Below are 16,171 nucleotides of genomic sequence, written 5' to 3' on the forward strand. Positions count from 1 at the left end.
CGCCGCATCCTGCCCGCCGTGTCGCAGCTTCTGTCCTTCGTGATGGATTTCGGCATGGACCTCGACACCGCGATTCATCAGCCGCGGATCGACGCCAGCGAAGGCGGCATCGTGATCGGCGACGTGCGACTGCCGAAGGCCGTACGCGATACGCTGCGCGGACGCTTCGCCTACGAGGAAGCGCGGATCCAGACCTTGCCGATGAAGTTCGCCTGCCCGAGCGTCGTGCTGCGTGACGGCACGACCAACAGCGGCGCCACCGAGACGTTCCAGCCGTGGAGCGACGCGGTCGCGGAGGTGTGAGACGATCACGGCAGGCATAACAACAACATCGCGGGAGGCCGCCATGAGCTACGAACAGATCACGTGCGATATCGACGGCTCCCTGATGATCGTGACGCTCAACCGGCCGGACAAGCTCAATGCCTACACCGGGACCATGGGCGCGGAAATCGCGGACGCTTTCCAGCGCGCCGATGAGGACGACAACGTCCGTGCGGTCATCGTCACGGGCGCGGGCCGCGCGTTCTGCGCCGGCGCCGACGTCTCGGGCGGAGCCAAGAGTTTCGACACCTCCGGCAGCCACGGCGCCGGAGTGTTCGCAAGCGCGGGCCAACGCAGCGGCCGCTTTGTCGAGGCGATCTTCAACTGCCGCAAGCCGTCGATCGCTGCGATCAACGGTGCTGCGGTCGGCGTCGGCATCACCATGACGCTGCCGATGGATATCCGCATCGCCGCCGACGGCGCCAAGATCGGCTTCATCTTCGCGCGTCGCGGGCTGGTGCCGGAGGCCGGCAGCGCCTGGTTCCTGCCAAAACTCGTCGGCCTGCCGCAGTCGCTGCGTTGGTGCCTCTCCGGCCGCACCTTCGATGCGAACGAGGCGCACAAGGGCGGCCTCGTCAGCGAGGTGATCGAGCCGGCGAAGCTGCTCGACCGCGCGCGGCAGATCGCTGAGGAGATGACAGCGGAGACGTCGGCCGTGTCGGTCGCGCTGACCCGCCAGATGCTCTGGCGCTTCGCCGGCGCCCCCGATCCGTTCGAACTGCTCGCGATCGACAAGCCGATGTCGGTCGAGCGCGGCGGCCACGCCGACGTCCGCGAAGGCGTGCAATCCTTCATCGAGAAGCGCAAGCCGACCTTCCCGGGCAAGGTCTCGCAGGACATGCCGAGCCAGTATCCGTGGTGGCCGTCTTCGGAGTGAGGTGAGGTCGCATCGTCTAATCCAGTGTCGTCCCTGCGAAAGCAGGGACCCATACTCCGCAGCGGATGTTGTGAATGGGACTCGTCATTCCAACGGCGCGCAATCATCGGCATTTGTGGTTATGGGTCCCTGCTTTCGCAGGGGCGGCACTGAATTTGTTGCACGGCTGATGAGTCATGCACTTGCACGCGCTCGTCAGTCACACGCCCGGCGTCCACCGCACCTCACCGCAACACCCGTGACGATCGCGACGCGCCCCTCAATCGGGAGAGACGGCTGCATTAGACCGCTGAGTTGGGTCAAACGCGAAGCGGAATTCTGCCCGTCGGGGTGATTTGTCGCACCCGTCGCCAATGGGCCGCGTGACTTTCGCATCTTGAGCATCGAAATGGATTGCAACAGGTCGCACAGTCGATACGATTGCCATCGAAGAGGACGCGATGTGAGCAATCGGGACGCAGACATGCCGCCCGGCGCCCAGCTGCTTGGACGCGAGTGGTTGAGCTTTGATGGCGAGACGACGTCGATCCGCTTTCAGGCGCAACGGTCATTCACCAACAGGCACGGCACAATTCAGGGCGGATTCCTGGCAGCCATGCTGGATTCGGCAACCGGGCTCGGCGCGCTGGCAGCACTTCCCTCCACGCAGACCGTCGTGACGAAGAGCCTGAACACCAGATTTCTCAAGCCGGCGATCGTCGGCCCGATCACAGCCAAGGCAAAGGTTCTGTCGCGGACGGATCGCGACATGGTCGTCGAAGCCGATCTCATCGACATGCAAGGCATCACGGTTGCAAAAGCCACTGCAGAGCTTCGCATCCTCGAAAGGAAGTAACGCTCCAGCTTCGCGACCCCGGGATATCTACACGCCCAACCGGTCCCTCACCCGTCCCGTCAGCACCGCGGCGGTGACGCCGACCCGCCAGAAGGCGTGCATCGGCATCGGCTTGATGCCCGTGATCGGCATGTCGATCTCGGCTGTGGGGCCACCGATCAGGCGGCGCGCGAGCTGCGCGCCCATCGCGGTCGAAAGTGCGACGCCGCGGCCGTTGCAGCCGAGCGAGACCAGCAGGCTCTTCGCCGGCTCATGCACATGCGGATAGTGATCCGGGGTGATGGCGAGACGGCTGTTCCAGCCATGGGTCCACGCGACGCCTTTGAGCTGCGGCCACAGCCGCTCGGCGTAGCGGATCAGATAGGCGACGTCGGACGGGCTCTTGATCCAGCGCATCGGGCCGCGGCCGCCCATCAGCAGGCGGTTGCGCTGGTCGATGCGGTAGTACACCGTGATGTGGCCGCTCTCGTAGAGCACCGGCCGGCTCGGCATGATCGCGCGCGCGACCTCGTCGGACAGCGGCGCGGTGCAGGCGATCGAGGAGAATACCGGCACGATGCTGCGTCGAAGCGACGGCCAGAGATCGTCGGTGAAGCCGTTGGTCGCGAGCAGCACCTTGTCGGCAAGCACCACCGCGCGCGGCGTCTCGATCCGCCAGCGGTTGCCGTCGCGGCCGAGCCGCAGCGCCGGCGTCTCGCCATGCACGTCGGCGCCGGCGCCGATCGCGGCGCGCGCCAACCCTCGCGCGTAGCTCAGTGGATGCAGATCGCCGCCGCGCGCATCGAGCATGGCGCAGAGGTAGCGGTCACTACCGGTCATCTCGCGCATCTCGGCGGCGTTGAGCAATTTCACCGGCATGCCGCGGCGGATGCATTGCTTCGCGGTTGTCTCGATCGCGGCGGCGCTGGCCTCGTTGTAGGCGGCGCGCAGCGTGCCGTTCTGCCGCGCCTCGCAGGGGATCTGGTAGCGGCGGATCAGATCGTGCGTGAAGTTGGTGGTGCCGTAAGAGAACTCGATCATACGGCGGCCGAGATCGGGGCCGAAATCGGCCTCGATCTGATCGGGGTCATGCTTCAGCCCTGGATTGGTCTGCCCGCCATTGTTGCCGGACGCACCCCAGCCCGGCTCCTGCGCTTCCAGCACGGTGGCGAACACGCCCTGCTCGGCGAGATGCAGCGCCGTGGAGAGACCCGTGAAGCCGCCGCCGATGATCGCGACCGGGACGCTCTTGTCGGCGTCGAGCGGCGGCGTTGGCGTCGCCTCGACGGCGGTGTCGGCGTAGAGGCTTGGCGGCAGTGGGAGGCGGGTAGGCGTGGTCATAGGAAGGTACCGAACTGATCACAACGGATGCAGCACGCGGCGCAGAAAATCCTGCGTGCGCGGGTGCTGCGGCTGGTTGAGCACGGACTTGGCCGCGCCCTGCTCGACGATCACGCCGTCGTCGATGAACAGCACGCGGTCGGCGACGTCGCGGGCAAAACCCATCTCGTGGGTAACGACGACCATGGTCATGCCGTCGTCGGCAAGCTTGCGCATCACGGAAAGCACCTCGCCGACCAGTTCAGGATCGAGCGCCGAGGTCGGCTCGTCGAACAGGATCGCCTTCGGCTGCATCGCCAATGCGCGCGCGATCGCGACGCGCTGCTGCTGGCCGCCGGAGAGCTGCGGCGGGTGCACATCGGCCTTTTCGGCGAGGCCGACCTGCGCGAGCAGCGCGCGGCCGCGGGCGATTGCCTGATCGCGCGGCTCCTTCTTCACGTAAAGCGGCCCCTCGATGACGTTCTCGAGCGCGGTGCGATGCGGAAACAGGTTGAAGCGCTGGAATACCATCGAAACCTGGGTGCGGACCCCGACGATCGAGGACGAATCGCGCTCGACACGCGCGCCCTCGATGCTGATCTCGCCGGCATCGTAGCTCTCCAGCCCGTTGATGCAGCGCAGGATGGTCGACTTGCCGGAGCCCGACGGCCCGATGATGCAGACCACCTCGCTTTTCGCGACGGAGGCGGTGATGCCCTTCAGCACCTCGACCTTGCCGAAGCTCTTGTGGATGTCGCGCAGCTCGATCATTTGCGGTTCGCCTTCTTCTCGAAATGCCGAACCAGCAGGATGAGTGGAATGCTCATGGTAAGATACATCAGCGCGACCAGCGTGAACACGCTGGTGTTCTTGAAGGTCGAGGAGGCGATGAGCTTGCCTTGCAGCGCGAGCTCGGCCACCGTGATGGTGGAGGCCTGCGAGGAATCCTTCAGCATCATGATCATGATGTTGCCGTAGGGCGGCAGCACGATCCTGATCGCCTGCGGCAGCACCACGCGGCGCATGGTGAGCCACCAGCCCATCCCGATCGACTGCGCCGCCTCGATCTGCCCCTTGTCGATCGCCTCGATGCCGGCGCGGAAATTCTCGGCCTGGTAGGCCGAATAGGCGATGCCGAGCCCGAGGATCGCTGCCTGCAATGCCGTCAGCGCGATACCGAAATCGGGCATCACGAAATAGAGGTAGAACAGCAGCACGATGATCGGGATGCCGCGGATCACGTTGATGACAGTGGCGCTGAGGCCCGTGAAGAAACCGATGCCGGACACCCGCATCAAGGCCCAGACGAGCCCAAGCACCGTCGACAGCGCGAGCGAGCCGATGGTGACGACCATGGTCAGCCAGACACCCTGCAACAGGATCGGCACGAACTCGACGGCGTCGCTGAAGAATTTCTGCATCGGCTAACTGTATCCGATCCCGTCACTACCACCGTCATCCTGAGGTGCTCGCGCAGCGAGCCTCGAAGGATGAATCGGCCCGGCCGGTGGCCGTCGACCCTTCGAGACGCGCTGCGCGCTCCTCAGGGTGACGGGTCACTTGAAATTCCGTTGGGGCGCAGACCTCAAGACGCGTCGGCTTTCTGGCCCCATTTCGCGAGTATCTTCGCAATCGTGCCGTTGGCCTTGAGCCTAGCGAGCGAGGTGTTGATCTTCTTGAGCAACTCGGTGTCGCTCTTGCGGACGCCGATCGCGACGGTGCCGACGGTGACGGGCTTGTAGCCGTCGACAAGGCGCACGTCGGCAAAATTGCCCTGCTGCAGGTTGTAGGCGAGGATCGGATAGTCGGCAAAACCGGCCTTGAGGCGACCCGCATTCACGTCGCGCAGGATGTCGGGAATGGTGTCGTAGACCTTCACCTCGCTGAACAGCCCGGTCTTCTTCAGCGCATCGACGAACGCCGTGCCGACCTGGGCGCCGACCACCGTGCCCTTCAGATCCTCCTGCGAGGTGTAGGACTTGGTATCGGTCTTGGGCACCACGAGGCCCTCGCCATAGGTATAGACGGGATCGGAGAAGTCGATCACCTCCTTGCGCGCGGCGGTCGCGAACATCGCGGCGGCAATGATGTCGATCTTGTTGGCGGTCAGCGACGGGATCAGCGCCGAGAATTGCATCGGCTCGATCTGCACCGAGAAGCCGGCGTCCTTGCCGACCTCGGTGGCGAGGTCGACCATGATGCCCTGGATCGAATTGGTCTTGGTGTCGAGGAAGGTGAAGGGGATGCCGGTCGGCGTCGAGCCGACCTTCAACACCTGTTGCGCCTGCGACGGCGCGCTCACGGCAATGGCAAGCGCCGCGATCGCGGCCTGGACGAGACGCTGAAAGGACATTTGCGACACCTCCCGAAGCTGACCCCGGCGGCCGCGTCGCCCGGTGGTTCCGAGCTTGTTGTTGCGGGCGACGCCGTTCCGGCCTAATTTCACCAATATGAAATTGTGGTCACGAAATCGCGGCCAATGCAAGCGGTTTTCATGCACATGAAGGAAGCGATGTGACGTGAGCGGCGGCAAGAGAATGCGCAAAGGGACGGCAACAAGGCCCGCGACCGCGCGCCGCGCAGCGAAGAAGCCGGCCGAGCCGCCGGTCGACCTCGCGGTCGGACGCCGCATCCGCGAGCTGCGCCGCGCCAGGGAGATGTCGCTGGAAACGGTCGCCGCGCGCACGAAGCTGTCGATCGGCTTCATCAGCCAGATCGAGCGCGGCCTTTCGTCGCCGTCGCTGCGCGTGCTGGCGACGCTGGCCGATGTGCTCGGCGTCGGCATAGCCGCGCTGTTCGGTGCGGCGCCAAGCGACGACGCCGCGTCAAGCGTCGTCACGCGGGAGGCGCAGCGCGCCGAGCTGAAGCTGTGGCGCAGCGGCGTCTCGAAACAATTGCTGAGCCCAGCCGGCAGCGACAGCCGGCTCAATCTGTTCCTGGTGCATCTCGAACCCGGCGGCAGCACCGGCGACGAGCTCTACACCCATGACGGCGAGGAAGCCGGCCTCGTGCTCGAAGGTGAGATGACGCTGACGGTCGACGCCGAGACCTGGACCCTGAAGCAAGGCGACAGCTTCCGCTTCGCCAGCCGCAGGCCGCATCGGTTTTCCAATCCCGATATCGATGCAAAGGCCGTGGTGTTGTGGGTGAATTGCGTGACGGCGGCGGGGTGAGACTGCGCATTCACCGTCGTTGCGAGGAGCGAAGCGACGAAGCAATCCATGGTCCCGCGGAGGAATGGATTGCTTCGCTTCGCTCGCAATGACGCTGGGGTTAGCCCGCCAACCCCATCACCACTTCCTCGATCCGGATCGGGAAGCGGCGCACCCGGATGCCGGTGGCGTGCCAGACGGCGTTGGCGACGGCGCCGGCGCTGCCGGTGATGCCGATCTCGCCGACGCCCTTGATGCCGAGCGCGTTCACATGCGGATCGTGCTCGTCGACGGTGATCACGTCCATCGGCGGCACGTCGGCATTCACGGGCACATGGTACTCGGCGAGATTGGCATTCAGAATGCGCCCCGAACGCCGGTCGATCACGGCCTCCTCGTGCAGTGCGAAGGAGATGCCCCAGATCATGCCGCCGCGGAGCTGGCTCTGCACCATCAGCGGATTGATGATGCGGCCCGCCGCGAAGGCGCCGACCAGCCGGGTCGCGCGGATCTGGCCGAGCTCAGGATCGACCTTCACCTCCGCGAACACCACGCCATGCGAATGCATCGCATATTGCGATTGCGCCGCCGGATCAGCCGCGCCGGTGCCGCTGGCCTCGATCTCGGCGAGGCCGGCACGAGCGAGGATGTCGGCATAGCTCTCGCTGCGCGCATCGTCGTCGCGACGATGCAGCCGCCCGGCCCGCGCGATCACGCCGGCATTGCCGGCGCCGAACAGCGGCGAGCGTTCGTCCGAGGTGGCGAGCTCGGCGAGCCTGGCGATGACGGCAGCGCCCGCATTGTGGATCGCGGCACCGACGGTCGCAGTGTGCGCCGAGCCGCCGGCGATGCCGGCATCCGGCAGATCCGACGTGCCGGCCCTGAACGTCATCTGATCGAGCTCAAGCCCGAGCGAGTCAGCCGAGATCTGCGTCAGCGCGGTCCAGGCCCCCTGCCCCATGTCATGCGCGCCGCTCTCCATCACGCCACGGCCGTCGGCGCGGATCACCGCGCGCGCATTGCCCTGGAACATCAGCGCGGGGAACGTCGCCGTGCCCATGCCCCAGCCGACCAGGAAGCCGTTCTCGTCGCGCATCTGCCGGGGCTGCAATGGACGTCGCGCCCAGCCGAAGCGTTCGGCGCCCTTGGCATAGCATTGCCGCAGTGCCTTCGAGGAGAACGGCTTGCCGGTGGTCGGCTCGACCTCGGCATAGTTTGTCAGGCGGAACTCGAGCGGGTCGATGCCGCAGGCAAACGCCGCCTCGTCCATCGCGCTCTCCAGCGCGATCGATCCGGTGGCCTCGCCCGGCGCACGCATGAACAACGGCGTGCCGGTGTCGACACGCACCGCCTCATGCGCGGTGCGGATCGCCGGACTCGCATACAGCGTGTGCGAGGCATCGGCGGCGGGCTCGTAGAAATCGTCGAAGCTCGAGGTCGTGATCCGCGCGTGATGATCGAGCGCGGTCAGCGTGCCGTCATCATTGGTGCCGATGCGCAACCGCTGCCGGGTCGGCGGACGATGGCCGACCGGCCCATACATCTGGCTGCGCCGCAGCACCAGCTTGACCGGACGCCCGACCAGCTTCGCGGCCATGATGCCGAGCACCTGCGGGCCCGACACCAGACCCTTGGAGCCGAAGCCGCCGCCGAGGAACGGGCTGTTGATGTGGATATTGCCAGGCGGAATGCCGAGCAGACCCGCGAGGCGCCCTTGCGCGATCGCCATGCCCTGGCTCGGCGTGTCGATGTAGAGCTTGTCGCCGTCCCACACCGCGACGATCGCATGCGGCTCCATCGCATTGTGATACTGCGCGGGCGTCTCGTAGGTGGCATCTGTCAGCTTCGACGCCGCGGCAAGGCCTGCATCGATATCGCCATGGACGACCTCCGCCGGATTGCCGATTCCGACCACCGGCGGCGCATAAGGCTCGCCGGCGTCGAGGCCGACGCGCGCGATCTCGACCTGGAAGCGCGGCGACAGCAGCGCCGCGCCCTCGGTCGCCGCTTCCAGCGTCTCGGCGATCACGACCGCGATGGCCTGGTTGGCGTAGCGCACCTCGTCGCTCTGCAATAGCTCCATGCGAAACGCGAACGGATTGCCCTTGGCATCGGGATCCTCCGCAAGCTCGGGCTTGTGCGAATGCGTCATCACGTCGACGACGCCGGGATGGCGCTTGGCGGCGGCAACGTCGAGCGATTTGACGCGGCCGCGCGCGATGCAGCTCGTCGCGATCACGGCGTAGAGCATGCCGGGCGGATGATTGTCCGCGGCATAACGGGCCTTGCCGGTCACTTTCAGCACGCCGTCGGTGCGGGTCAGCGGCTGGCCGATATTCGAGCCATGCCTGATATGGGCGGGATCGCGGGTCAGGTTGATCTCTGGAGTCATGCACTACGCTCCTGCAACGGATGAGAAGGGAGAGCCCGGCAGCGCGGAAATGCGCGCCGGCGTGCCTGCGGCGGCAAGCGTAAGCGCGCGCACGACGATGCGCTGCGCGAGCTCGATCTTGAAGGCGTTGTTGCCGGACGGTCTTGCGTCCGCAAGCGCGGCACGCGCCGCCTCGCGATAGAGAGAGGCATCGGGCGACTTGCCCGCGAGCACCTGCTCGGCCTCGCACGCCCGCCACGGCTTCGCCGCGACGCCGCCGAGCGCAAGCCGCGCTTCGCCGATCGTGCCGTTCTCGATGCGCAACGCAGCCGCGGCCGAGGCCACCGCGAAGGCATAGGACGTGCGCTCGCGCACCTTGATGTAGCGCGCATGCGCGGCGAAATCCTTTGCCGCAGCCGGCAGGCGCAGCGCGACGATCAGGTCGCCAGGCTCCAGCGCGGTCTCGCGGTCCGGCGTGTCGCCAGGCAGACGATGCAGCACCTCGAGCGGCAGCTCGCGCCGGCCGCTCCTGCCCTCGATCTCGACGACTGCGTCAAGCGCAACCAGCGGCACGCAGAAGTCGGAGGGATGGGTCGCGATGCAGCCCTCGCTCCAGCCGAGCACCGCGTGCAGCCGGTTCTCGCCTTTCAGCGCATCGCAGCCGGCACCCGGCCAGCGCCGGTTGCAGGCGCTGGCGACGTCGTAGAAATACGCACAGCGCGTCCGCTGCATCAGATTGCCGCCGACGGTCGCCGCATTGCGCAGCTGCGCCGACGCGCCCGACAGCAGCGCCTCGGCCACGGCCGGATAGACGCGCGCGAATTCCGCGTCATGCGCGAGGTCGGCATTGCGCACCAGCGCGCCGATGCGCAGAGCGCCATCGGAAAGATGCTCGACGCGGTCGAGCCCCGGCAGACGCGTCACATCGACCAGGCGGCTCGGTCGGCTGATGCCGCCCTTCATCAGGTCGAGCAGATTGGTGCCGGAGGCGAGATAGGTCGAGCCCTGCTCGGATGCCGCCGCGATCGCATCCGCGACATTGGCCGGCCTGACGTAATCGAAATTCATCATGCGGAGCGCCTCCGGTTGGCAGCGGTCATATTGGCCTGGGCTTCGAGCATGGCCTCGGTGATCCCGGCGTAAGCGCCGCAGCGGCAGAGATTGCCGCTCATGCATTCGCGCACTCGTTCCGGATCATCACCCGCCTGCCCTTCCTGAATCAGGCCGATTCCGCTCATGATCTGGCCCGGCGTGCAGAAGCCACACTGGAAACCATCATGCGCGATGAAGGCGGCCTGCACCGGATGCGGCTCTTCGCCGTACGCAACGCCCTCGATCGTGGTGATCTCGGCGCCGTCATGGCTGACGGCGAGCGCGAGGCAGGAATTGATGCGGCGTCCGTCGACCAGGATGGTGCACGCGCCGCACTGGCCGCGGTCGCAACCCTTCTTGGTTCCGGTAAGATCGAGGCGTTCGCGCAGCAGGTCGAGCAGTGTGACGCGGGGGTCGTCGAGCGCAATGTCCCGGCGGACCCCGTTGATGGTGAGACTGATAGGGAGATTCATGCAGGGCTCCGATCCGTGTATGGTCGGTTTGAATCGAGGCAACGCGATCCCGTGGCCACCGATCCATGATCGGCGCGCCTTGCCAGGCCGGATGCTGGTCGCCATATACGGAGGCATCCTCCGTTTACAAGGGAGAGTAAAAAGAAAAAGGAATGGCCGGTCATTCAACAGAAATTGTTCGCAAGCCCCGCGCGGATGCCGTGCGCAACCGCGAGCGCGTGCTGGAAGCGGCCAAGGCTGTGTTCTCCGCCGGCGGCAGCGAAGCGAGCCTCGAGGCCGTGGCGCGGCATGCCGGCGTCGGCATCGGCACGCTCTATCGCCACTTCCCGACCCGCGAGGCGCTGTATGAAGCCGTCTATCGCCGCGAGGTCGAGCAACTCAGCGATCTTGCCGAACAACTGGACAATGCGCCCGACCCGGTCGAGGCGCTGCGGCGCTGGCTGCGCGCCAATGTCGAATTCGTCGCGACCAAGAAGGGCATGGTCGCAGCCCTCGCGCTGGTCGCGCACGCCTCGACCGAGCTGCAGGCCTATTCGTTCGATCGCCTGACCAAGGCGATCGGCGCCCTGCTCGCGCGCGCGGTCGCGGCCGGCGAGATCCGCGCCGACATCAGCGCCGAGGACGTGCTGCGCGCCTTGATCGGCATGTGCTACATGCACGACCAGGCCGGCTGGCAGACTACAGCGCTGCGGCTGCTGGATGTCTTCGTCGATGGCCTGCGCCTGCGGCCGGCGCACAAGGCCACCACCGCCGGGCCGAAACCTGCCCGGGACAAGACCAAGCCGACATCAGGCCGAGTGAAGCCAAAGGGCTAGGTTGGGCCGCAGCACAGGCATTGGCAGGCGAGCAACCAGGAAAGATCTTCGACGCCACGGCGGATAATTCCGACGCAAGGACGAATACGGCGCGCGGGCGCGCTCCGCTTCGGCGAGCCATTCAACGCAGAACCTCGGCAATCACCTCGGATGTGTCGTTGCTTCGCTCTTCCCGGACGGGTTCGGGCTTGTCGAATACCCTTGCGCCGATCGGCTGCCATTGCCCCTGTAGCCTGTGGTGCTGCCGGGCGGATGGGTCATCTCCGAGCTGATTCCGAGCCTCGTCATGCGACCGACGCTTGAAGCCCCCACGGTCCCCGTGCCGGAACTGCGCGCGGCGCCCATGCCATTTGCGTCGGCTGCGCCAGAAGGCTGCACGAACGCAAGCGAAGTGGAAAACGCCATGGCTGTTGCCAAGGCGATCCTTGCTCGCCTCCGCATGTGACGTTCCTTACCTGGTTCTTTTGGGAACAACGTGCTCCGCGCGGCCACGTTCCCGCTGCTAGCTACAAGATATGCTCCTCAACCAGAGCGAGGAATTGACGACCGGCGGGTCCGTTACGCTGGCGCTACCAAACGGACGCGATCGGGAATCGGCAAAGGCTGGTTCGGCCCGTCGAGGAATTCGACCGTCGTGAAGGACAGGTCGGTGTCGCCGATATTGTGGACCGCATGCACCAGATATTCGCCCTCGTTCAACTCGCGGTGCTGGGTAAAGCCCTTGTAGAGAATGCGCTCCGCTGACGAGCCATCCTCGAACCAGTTTCGCGACCGCCCGTCCGTCATCGCGGTCCAGAAATGGCTCAGCACATGACGGTGAAAGCCGAACCAGGTCCCGGCGGGAATGTGCAGGTGCCAGATCCGCAGCTTTGCGGTCTCGGACACGAGAACGCTGCCGACCGCGCCATTCCACTTGCCTGCTTCATAGGCCTCCTGAAGCTCCTTCGGCCAAGCCGCGCGGGGATTTCCTGACATGTGATTGCTCGCTCCAAAAGACGCCACGATGGTTGAGACCAATGTCTATTAATGGTCTCATATACTAATGCAGATATTGGGGAAATTATCGTGTATCTAGCCAATGACAACGGCAAATTTTGAAACCATTCATTATTGATCTTGACAGGATCCCTGTCGAAGACTTACGACCGACAAAAACAAGCCGCAGCTTCTGCAACGGCCGAAGCGCGGCAGCCTGAGGTGCTTTGCAGCTTCAGGTGCGAGAGAGGAACGTTGCCATGCTGGAGACGCCAGTCCTGATCGTCGGTGCCGGCCCCGTCGGTTTGACGACCTCAATCGCCCTGTCGCAGCATGGCATCCAGCCCCTGCTGGTCGAACGTCATCCCAGCACATCAATCCTGCCGAAGGCGCGCGGCATCAATGCGCGCACGATGGAGATGTACCGGCAGATGGGCATCGAGGACGACATCCGCGCCGCCGGCATGCCGGCGCGATACGGCAAGATGATCCTGTGGGCGGAAAGCCTGGCCGGAAAGGAAATCAACCGGCTCTCGCCCGGCCGCGGATCGTCGGCGAGCCTCGCAATGTCGCCGGTCGGCAATTGCGGCTGCTCACAGGATATCCTCGAACCCATCCTGCGGCGTCACGCCGAGGCGCTGGCGCCGGACAGCATCAGGTTCAACACCGAGCTCAGCGATCTCAGGCAGGATGCCAGCGGGGTGAGCGGCGTGCTGACGAACACGGTGGACGGCAGCACGATTCCGTTCCGCGCCCGCTATCTCATCGCCGCCGACGGCACGCGAAGCTTCGTGCGCGAGAAGCTCGGCATCGGCAGGACCGGCGAACGGGACATCTACGACTCCGTCAATGTCCATGTTCGCGCGGATTTGCGGCCATGGGTCGAAGACCGGCCGGCGGCCTTGTACCTCATCGAGCAGCCGGATTTTCGCGCCACATTCCTGACTGTGAACGGCACCGACCGCTGGGGTTTCCTTGTCCACAGCCTCAGCGCGTATGGCTTCACGCGGGAGAACCTGTCGCCCGAACGCTGCACCGCACTGGTGCGCCAGGCCGTCGGAGCGCCGGACCTGCCCGTGGAACTGCTCGGCATCAGCTTCTGGAATTGCTCCGCCATGGTCGCCGACAAATTCAGCGACGGCAGGATCTTCCTTGCCGGTGACGCCGCGCACGAAACGACGCCCAGCGGCGGGTTCGGCATGAATCTCGGCGTGCAGGATGCGCAGAACCTGGCATGGAAGATGGCCGCTGTGCTGCGCGGCGAAGCGGATGCCTTACTGCTCGACACCTACGATGCGGAACGGCGGCCCCATGCCTCCGACGTCGTGCGGGCGACGCTGCTCAACATGCAGAGCTTCGACCGCACGTCACGCCAGGTCGAGGCGAAGCTGCCGCGCAAGGAGTTTCTCAACGAGCGCGGCTTGATCTTCGGCGCATGCTATCGGTCCGCCGCTGTCGTGCCCGACGGGTCAGAGCCGCCTGTCGTGAGCGACCCGGTGACTGACTACGCGCCCTCGGCCCATCCGGGCTGCCGGGCGCCGCATGTGTGGCTGCAGCGCAAGGACCAGCGCGTCTCGACGATCGATCTGCTCGGCAGAGGCTTCGTGCTGCTGGCGGCTTCGCACGGCTCGTCCTGGCGCCCCGCGGTTCAGCAACGCGGCCTGCCGCAGATCGACCTGCACATCATCGGCGAAGACGTCATCGACATCGAAGGCGAGTGGCTGAACGCCTACGGCGTTCGCGACGGCGGCGCTGTCCTGGCGCGGCCGGATGGATATGTGGCCTGGCGGGTCGCGTCCCTGCCCGACGATCCAGCGCGCGCTTTCACTGAGGCTTTCGGTCATCTGTTCGGTCGCGGCATGACGACACAAGCCGCCTGAACCATGACGATCAGCACGACATCACCGACGATTGCGCCCGTGGTCGGCCGCGCCACCTGGTACGCATGGTACGTCGTGTTCGTCCTCACGGCGTGCTACACGCTGGCCTTCGTGGATTCGAAGATCCCGTTCATCCTGGTGCAGGCGATCAAGAGCGACCTCGGCCTGACCGACACGCAGCTCGGGATCATTGCCGGACCCGCCTTCTCGCTGATGTATGCCGCCGGCGCCATGCCGATCGCAATGCTCTCGGACCGGATCGCGCGCAAATACGTCATCGCTGTTGCGGTGACGATCTGGAGCGCGTTCACCGCAGCGGGCGGCGCCACCCATTCGTTCCTCGCATTCATGTTCAGCCGCACCGGCGTCGCGCTCGGCGAGTCGGCACTGACACCGGCCGCGCATTCGATGTTCGCGGACTATTTCCCGGCGGGCCAGCGCTCGAAAGTGATCGCGATCTATTCCTGCGGCATCGCGATCGGCGCCTTCATCGCCATGACGGTCGGCGGGCTGCTGTCGGATCGCCTGGGATGGCGAACCACCCTGATGATCGTCGGCGGCGTCGGCCTGTTGCTGTCCTTCGTCGTCGCGGTCACCGTTCAGGAACCGCCACGCGACCTGAGTTCGTCCGGCCGCCAGATGTCAGAGGGCAGCCTCGCTGCGCTTCTGGCCGATCCCGCGATCCGCAACACCATTATCGGCGGCACCATCCTCGGCATCGCCAACGGGTCGGTCAGCGCGTGGGGACCCGCTTACATCATGCGCACCTTCCACCTTTCGGCCACGGCGACGGGCGCGACCTACGGCACGCTGCTTGGCATCCTCGCGATCGTCGGGACACTGGCCGGAGGCTTGATCGCGGGCTGGCTCTCGAACAAGGACGTCAGATACGGCTTCCGCCTGCTCGCGGCCGCGTTCTTCATCTCGACCATCGCCAAGATCATCTCGCTGCTGACGCCAAGCTATGTCCTGTTTCTGGCGTTCGGCGCGATCTCCATGTTTCTGCAGCTGTTCTATCCCGGCCCGACCTACGCGACGATACAGTCGCTGGCAAAGCCGAATGCGCGCAGCTTCGCGTCCGCCGTGACGATGTTCTGCATCAACGCCGTCGGCATCGCCGGCGGCGCGTTCCTGACCGGACTGCTGAGCGACCGTCTGGTGCCGCTCGTCGGCGCCGAATCGCTGCGCTGGTCGCTCGGGATCATGTCGTTGATGTCGGCGTGGGCCGCGGTGCATTACTGGCGAGCGTCGTATCACCTCGGGCGGCGAGCCAAGGGCTCGTGCTGACGGTCACTCGAACAGATTTCGTCGCGTCGTCAGCAGGTGATCGCGCATCGCGCGGGCAGCGTCATCGGCGGAGCGTCGCCGCAGCGTTTCGCAGATCGTGCGGTGGTGGGCGATCGACCTGCGCCGCTTTTCCGGCGTGATCGCCGCGAGCCGCAAGGCCTGCCAATCCCCGGTCGACCGCGCCTCGTTAAAGGCGGTGACGAGACCAACGAGAATGTCGTTGCGGGTCGCTTCCGCGATTGCGAGGTGAAATGCGCCGTCCCAGCGCACCCATGCCTCGTCGTCCTTCACCTCGGTGGTGCGGCGCATGCAGGTTTCGATATTCGCAAGGTCGGCTTCGCTGGCGTTGACCGCCGCGATCGCGGCGATGCTGGGCTCGACGACGAGACGGGCCTCGAGCACGGCGGCCGGACTGCCACGCTCGATGCGACGCTCGATGCTGATCGGACCGATGGTGCGGCGGCCGAGAAACGTGCCATTGCGGCGCCCACGCCAGATCTGACCCTCGAACTCCATCTGCGTCAGGATCTTGCGCAGCGCACGACGGCTGATGCCGAGTTCGGTTGCGAGCTCCCGCTCGGGCGGCAGCCGATCGCCCTCGGCGAGCTCGTTCCGCTCGATGAAATCAAGCAGCTCGTTGGTTTCGCCGGCGTCGGTCGGTTGATCTGATGTCGCCGCTCTCGGCACGTCTCGCTCGCGATCCTGGGAAGGACTTTTGCGAACTCTACTACCCTGACAGGAGACCGAATAGCTGTATTCCAGCGACAAGCCGCAGGCCGCTGTCGCAAGGG

The 16,171-nt window shown here is 65.7% G+C and carries 15 protein-coding genes and 1 pseudogene; 7 read left to right on the forward strand and 9 right to left on the reverse strand.

The window, feature by feature from the left end:
* From AS156_RS44060 to AS156_RS07580, 3 genes and pseudogenes are all read left to right on the forward strand, one after another.
* Positions 1 to 303: pseudogene (locus AS156_RS44060) on the forward strand (gamma-glutamyltransferase); the annotation flags it as partial.
* 43 nt (positions 304 to 346) lie between these two features.
* Complete coding sequence (locus tag AS156_RS07575) at positions 347 to 1,201, forward strand: enoyl-CoA hydratase-related protein (protein WP_066502115.1); 855 nt, start codon at positions 347 to 349, stop codon at positions 1,199 to 1,201.
* 463 nt (positions 1,202 to 1,664) lie between these two features.
* Positions 1,665 to 2,036 (forward strand): PaaI family thioesterase, encoded by a 372-nt coding sequence (locus AS156_RS07580; protein WP_066502118.1) that lies wholly within the window; start codon positions 1,665 to 1,667, stop codon positions 2,034 to 2,036.
* A 27-nt stretch (positions 2,037 to 2,063) separates the two neighbouring features.
* On the opposite strand, the gene AS156_RS07585 is transcribed toward AS156_RS07580, so the two are convergent.
* The 4 genes from AS156_RS07585 to AS156_RS07600 form a co-directional block, all read right to left on the reverse strand.
* Positions 2,064 to 3,356 (reverse strand): NAD(P)/FAD-dependent oxidoreductase, encoded by a 1,293-nt coding sequence (locus AS156_RS07585; protein WP_066502121.1) that lies wholly within the window; start codon positions 3,354 to 3,356, stop codon positions 2,064 to 2,066.
* Between the two features lie 18 nt (positions 3,357 to 3,374).
* On the reverse strand, positions 3,375 to 4,106 hold the full coding sequence (locus AS156_RS07590) for an amino acid ABC transporter ATP-binding protein (protein ID WP_066502125.1): 732 nt from the start codon (positions 4,104 to 4,106) through the stop codon (positions 3,375 to 3,377).
* Positions 4,103 to 4,756 carry an amino acid ABC transporter permease gene (locus AS156_RS07595; RefSeq protein ID WP_066502130.1) on the reverse strand — a complete coding sequence of 218 codons (654 nt, stop codon included), beginning with the start codon at positions 4,754 to 4,756 and terminating at the stop codon, positions 4,103 to 4,105. The genes AS156_RS07590 and AS156_RS07595 overlap by 4 nt, the downstream gene beginning before the upstream one ends.
* A gap of 164 nt (positions 4,757 to 4,920) precedes the next feature.
* A complete protein-coding gene (locus AS156_RS07600) occupies positions 4,921 to 5,688 on the reverse strand; it encodes an ABC transporter substrate-binding protein (protein ID WP_066502228.1) in 768 nt (255 codons plus the stop codon).
* 184 nt (positions 5,689 to 5,872) lie between these two features.
* Between AS156_RS07600 and AS156_RS07605 the strand changes: the two genes are divergently transcribed.
* On the forward strand, positions 5,873 to 6,508 hold the full coding sequence (locus AS156_RS07605) for a cupin domain-containing protein (protein ID WP_066502230.1): 636 nt from the start codon (positions 5,873 to 5,875) through the stop codon (positions 6,506 to 6,508).
* Between the two features lie 100 nt (positions 6,509 to 6,608).
* Here the strand turns inward: AS156_RS07605 and AS156_RS07610 are convergent, their stop codons facing one another.
* The 3 genes from AS156_RS07610 to AS156_RS07620 are packed head-to-tail and all read right to left on the reverse strand — an operon-like array spanning position 6,609 to position 10,423.
* Complete coding sequence (locus tag AS156_RS07610) at positions 6,609 to 8,879, reverse strand: xanthine dehydrogenase family protein molybdopterin-binding subunit (protein ID WP_066502133.1); 2,271 nt, start codon at positions 8,877 to 8,879, stop codon at positions 6,609 to 6,611.
* Between the two features lie 3 nt (positions 8,880 to 8,882).
* Positions 8,883 to 9,929: an FAD binding domain-containing protein gene (locus tag AS156_RS07615; protein ID WP_066502136.1), complete on the reverse strand. Its 1,047-nt coding sequence runs from the start codon at positions 9,927 to 9,929 to the stop codon at positions 8,883 to 8,885.
* A complete protein-coding gene (locus tag AS156_RS07620) occupies positions 9,926 to 10,423 on the reverse strand; it encodes a (2Fe-2S)-binding protein (RefSeq protein WP_066502139.1) in 498 nt (165 codons plus the stop codon). Before AS156_RS07620 ends, AS156_RS07615 begins: the two co-directional genes overlap by 4 nt.
* A 152-nt stretch (positions 10,424 to 10,575) precedes the next feature.
* Here AS156_RS07620 and AS156_RS07625 point away from each other — a divergent pair, with 152 nt between their 5' ends.
* Positions 10,576 to 11,238 (forward strand): TetR/AcrR family transcriptional regulator, encoded by a 663-nt coding sequence (locus tag AS156_RS07625; protein WP_066502145.1) that lies wholly within the window; start codon positions 10,576 to 10,578, stop codon positions 11,236 to 11,238.
* Between the two features lie 558 nt (positions 11,239 to 11,796).
* Here AS156_RS07625 and AS156_RS07635 read toward each other — a convergent pair.
* Positions 11,797 to 12,213: a cupin domain-containing protein gene (locus tag AS156_RS07635; RefSeq protein ID WP_066502149.1), complete on the reverse strand. Its 417-nt coding sequence runs from the start codon at positions 12,211 to 12,213 to the stop codon at positions 11,797 to 11,799.
* 260 nt (positions 12,214 to 12,473) lie between these two features.
* On the opposite strand from AS156_RS07635, the gene AS156_RS07640 reads away from it, so the two are divergent.
* Positions 12,474 to 14,093, forward strand: a complete 1,620-nt coding sequence (locus AS156_RS07640; protein ID WP_066502150.1) for an FAD-dependent monooxygenase — start codon at positions 12,474 to 12,476, stop codon at positions 14,091 to 14,093.
* Between the two features lie 3 nt (positions 14,094 to 14,096).
* Positions 14,097 to 15,380, forward strand: a complete 1,284-nt coding sequence (locus tag AS156_RS07645) for a spinster family MFS transporter (RefSeq protein WP_066502152.1) — start codon at positions 14,097 to 14,099, stop codon at positions 15,378 to 15,380.
* Between the two features lie 3 nt (positions 15,381 to 15,383).
* On the opposite strand, the gene AS156_RS42755 is transcribed toward AS156_RS07645, so the two are convergent.
* The coding region (locus AS156_RS42755) for a FadR/GntR family transcriptional regulator (RefSeq protein WP_082747380.1) at positions 15,384 to 16,171 on the reverse strand (788 nt) is incomplete at its 5' end.

This window comes from Bradyrhizobium macuxiense, from assembly GCF_001542415.1.
Lineage (GTDB): Bacteria > Pseudomonadota > Alphaproteobacteria > Rhizobiales > Xanthobacteraceae > Bradyrhizobium > Bradyrhizobium macuxiense.

What these genes read in the sequence shown, in the direction of transcription:
- AS156_RS07605 (WP_066502230.1), top strand. Translation starts at nt 5,873, where the DNA reads ATGCGCAAAGGGACGGCAACAAGGCCCGCGACCGCGCGCCGCGCAGCG.
- AS156_RS07595 (WP_066502130.1), bottom strand. Translation starts at nt 4,756, where the DNA reads ATGCAGAAATTCTTCAGCGACGCCGTCGAGTTCGTGCCGATCCTGTTG.
- AS156_RS07645 (WP_066502152.1), top strand. Translation starts at nt 14,097, where the DNA reads ATGACGATCAGCACGACATCACCGACGATTGCGCCCGTGGTCGGCCGC.
- AS156_RS07610 (WP_066502133.1), bottom strand. Translation starts at nt 8,879, where the DNA reads ATGACTCCAGAGATCAACCTGACCCGCGATCCCGCCCATATCAGGCAT.
- AS156_RS07600 (WP_066502228.1), bottom strand. Translation starts at nt 5,688, where the DNA reads ATGTCCTTTCAGCGTCTCGTCCAGGCCGCGATCGCGGCGCTTGCCATT.
- AS156_RS07590 (WP_066502125.1), bottom strand. Translation starts at nt 4,106, where the DNA reads ATGATCGAGCTGCGCGACATCCACAAGAGCTTCGGCAAGGTCGAGGTG.
- AS156_RS07580 (WP_066502118.1), top strand. Translation starts at nt 1,665, where the DNA reads ATGCCGCCCGGCGCCCAGCTGCTTGGACGCGAGTGGTTGAGCTTTGAT.
- AS156_RS07635 (WP_066502149.1), bottom strand. Translation starts at nt 12,213, where the DNA reads ATGTCAGGAAATCCCCGCGCGGCTTGGCCGAAGGAGCTTCAGGAGGCC.
- AS156_RS07620 (WP_066502139.1), bottom strand. Translation starts at nt 10,423, where the DNA reads ATGAATCTCCCTATCAGTCTCACCATCAACGGGGTCCGCCGGGACATT.
- AS156_RS07625 (WP_066502145.1), top strand. Translation starts at nt 10,576, where the DNA reads ATGGCCGGTCATTCAACAGAAATTGTTCGCAAGCCCCGCGCGGATGCC.
- AS156_RS07585 (WP_066502121.1), bottom strand. Translation starts at nt 3,356, where the DNA reads ATGACCACGCCTACCCGCCTCCCACTGCCGCCAAGCCTCTACGCCGAC.
- AS156_RS07615 (WP_066502136.1), bottom strand. Translation starts at nt 9,929, where the DNA reads ATGATGAATTTCGATTACGTCAGGCCGGCCAATGTCGCGGATGCGATC.
- AS156_RS07575 (WP_066502115.1), top strand. Translation starts at nt 347, where the DNA reads ATGAGCTACGAACAGATCACGTGCGATATCGACGGCTCCCTGATGATC.
- AS156_RS07640 (WP_066502150.1), top strand. Translation starts at nt 12,474, where the DNA reads ATGCTGGAGACGCCAGTCCTGATCGTCGGTGCCGGCCCCGTCGGTTTG.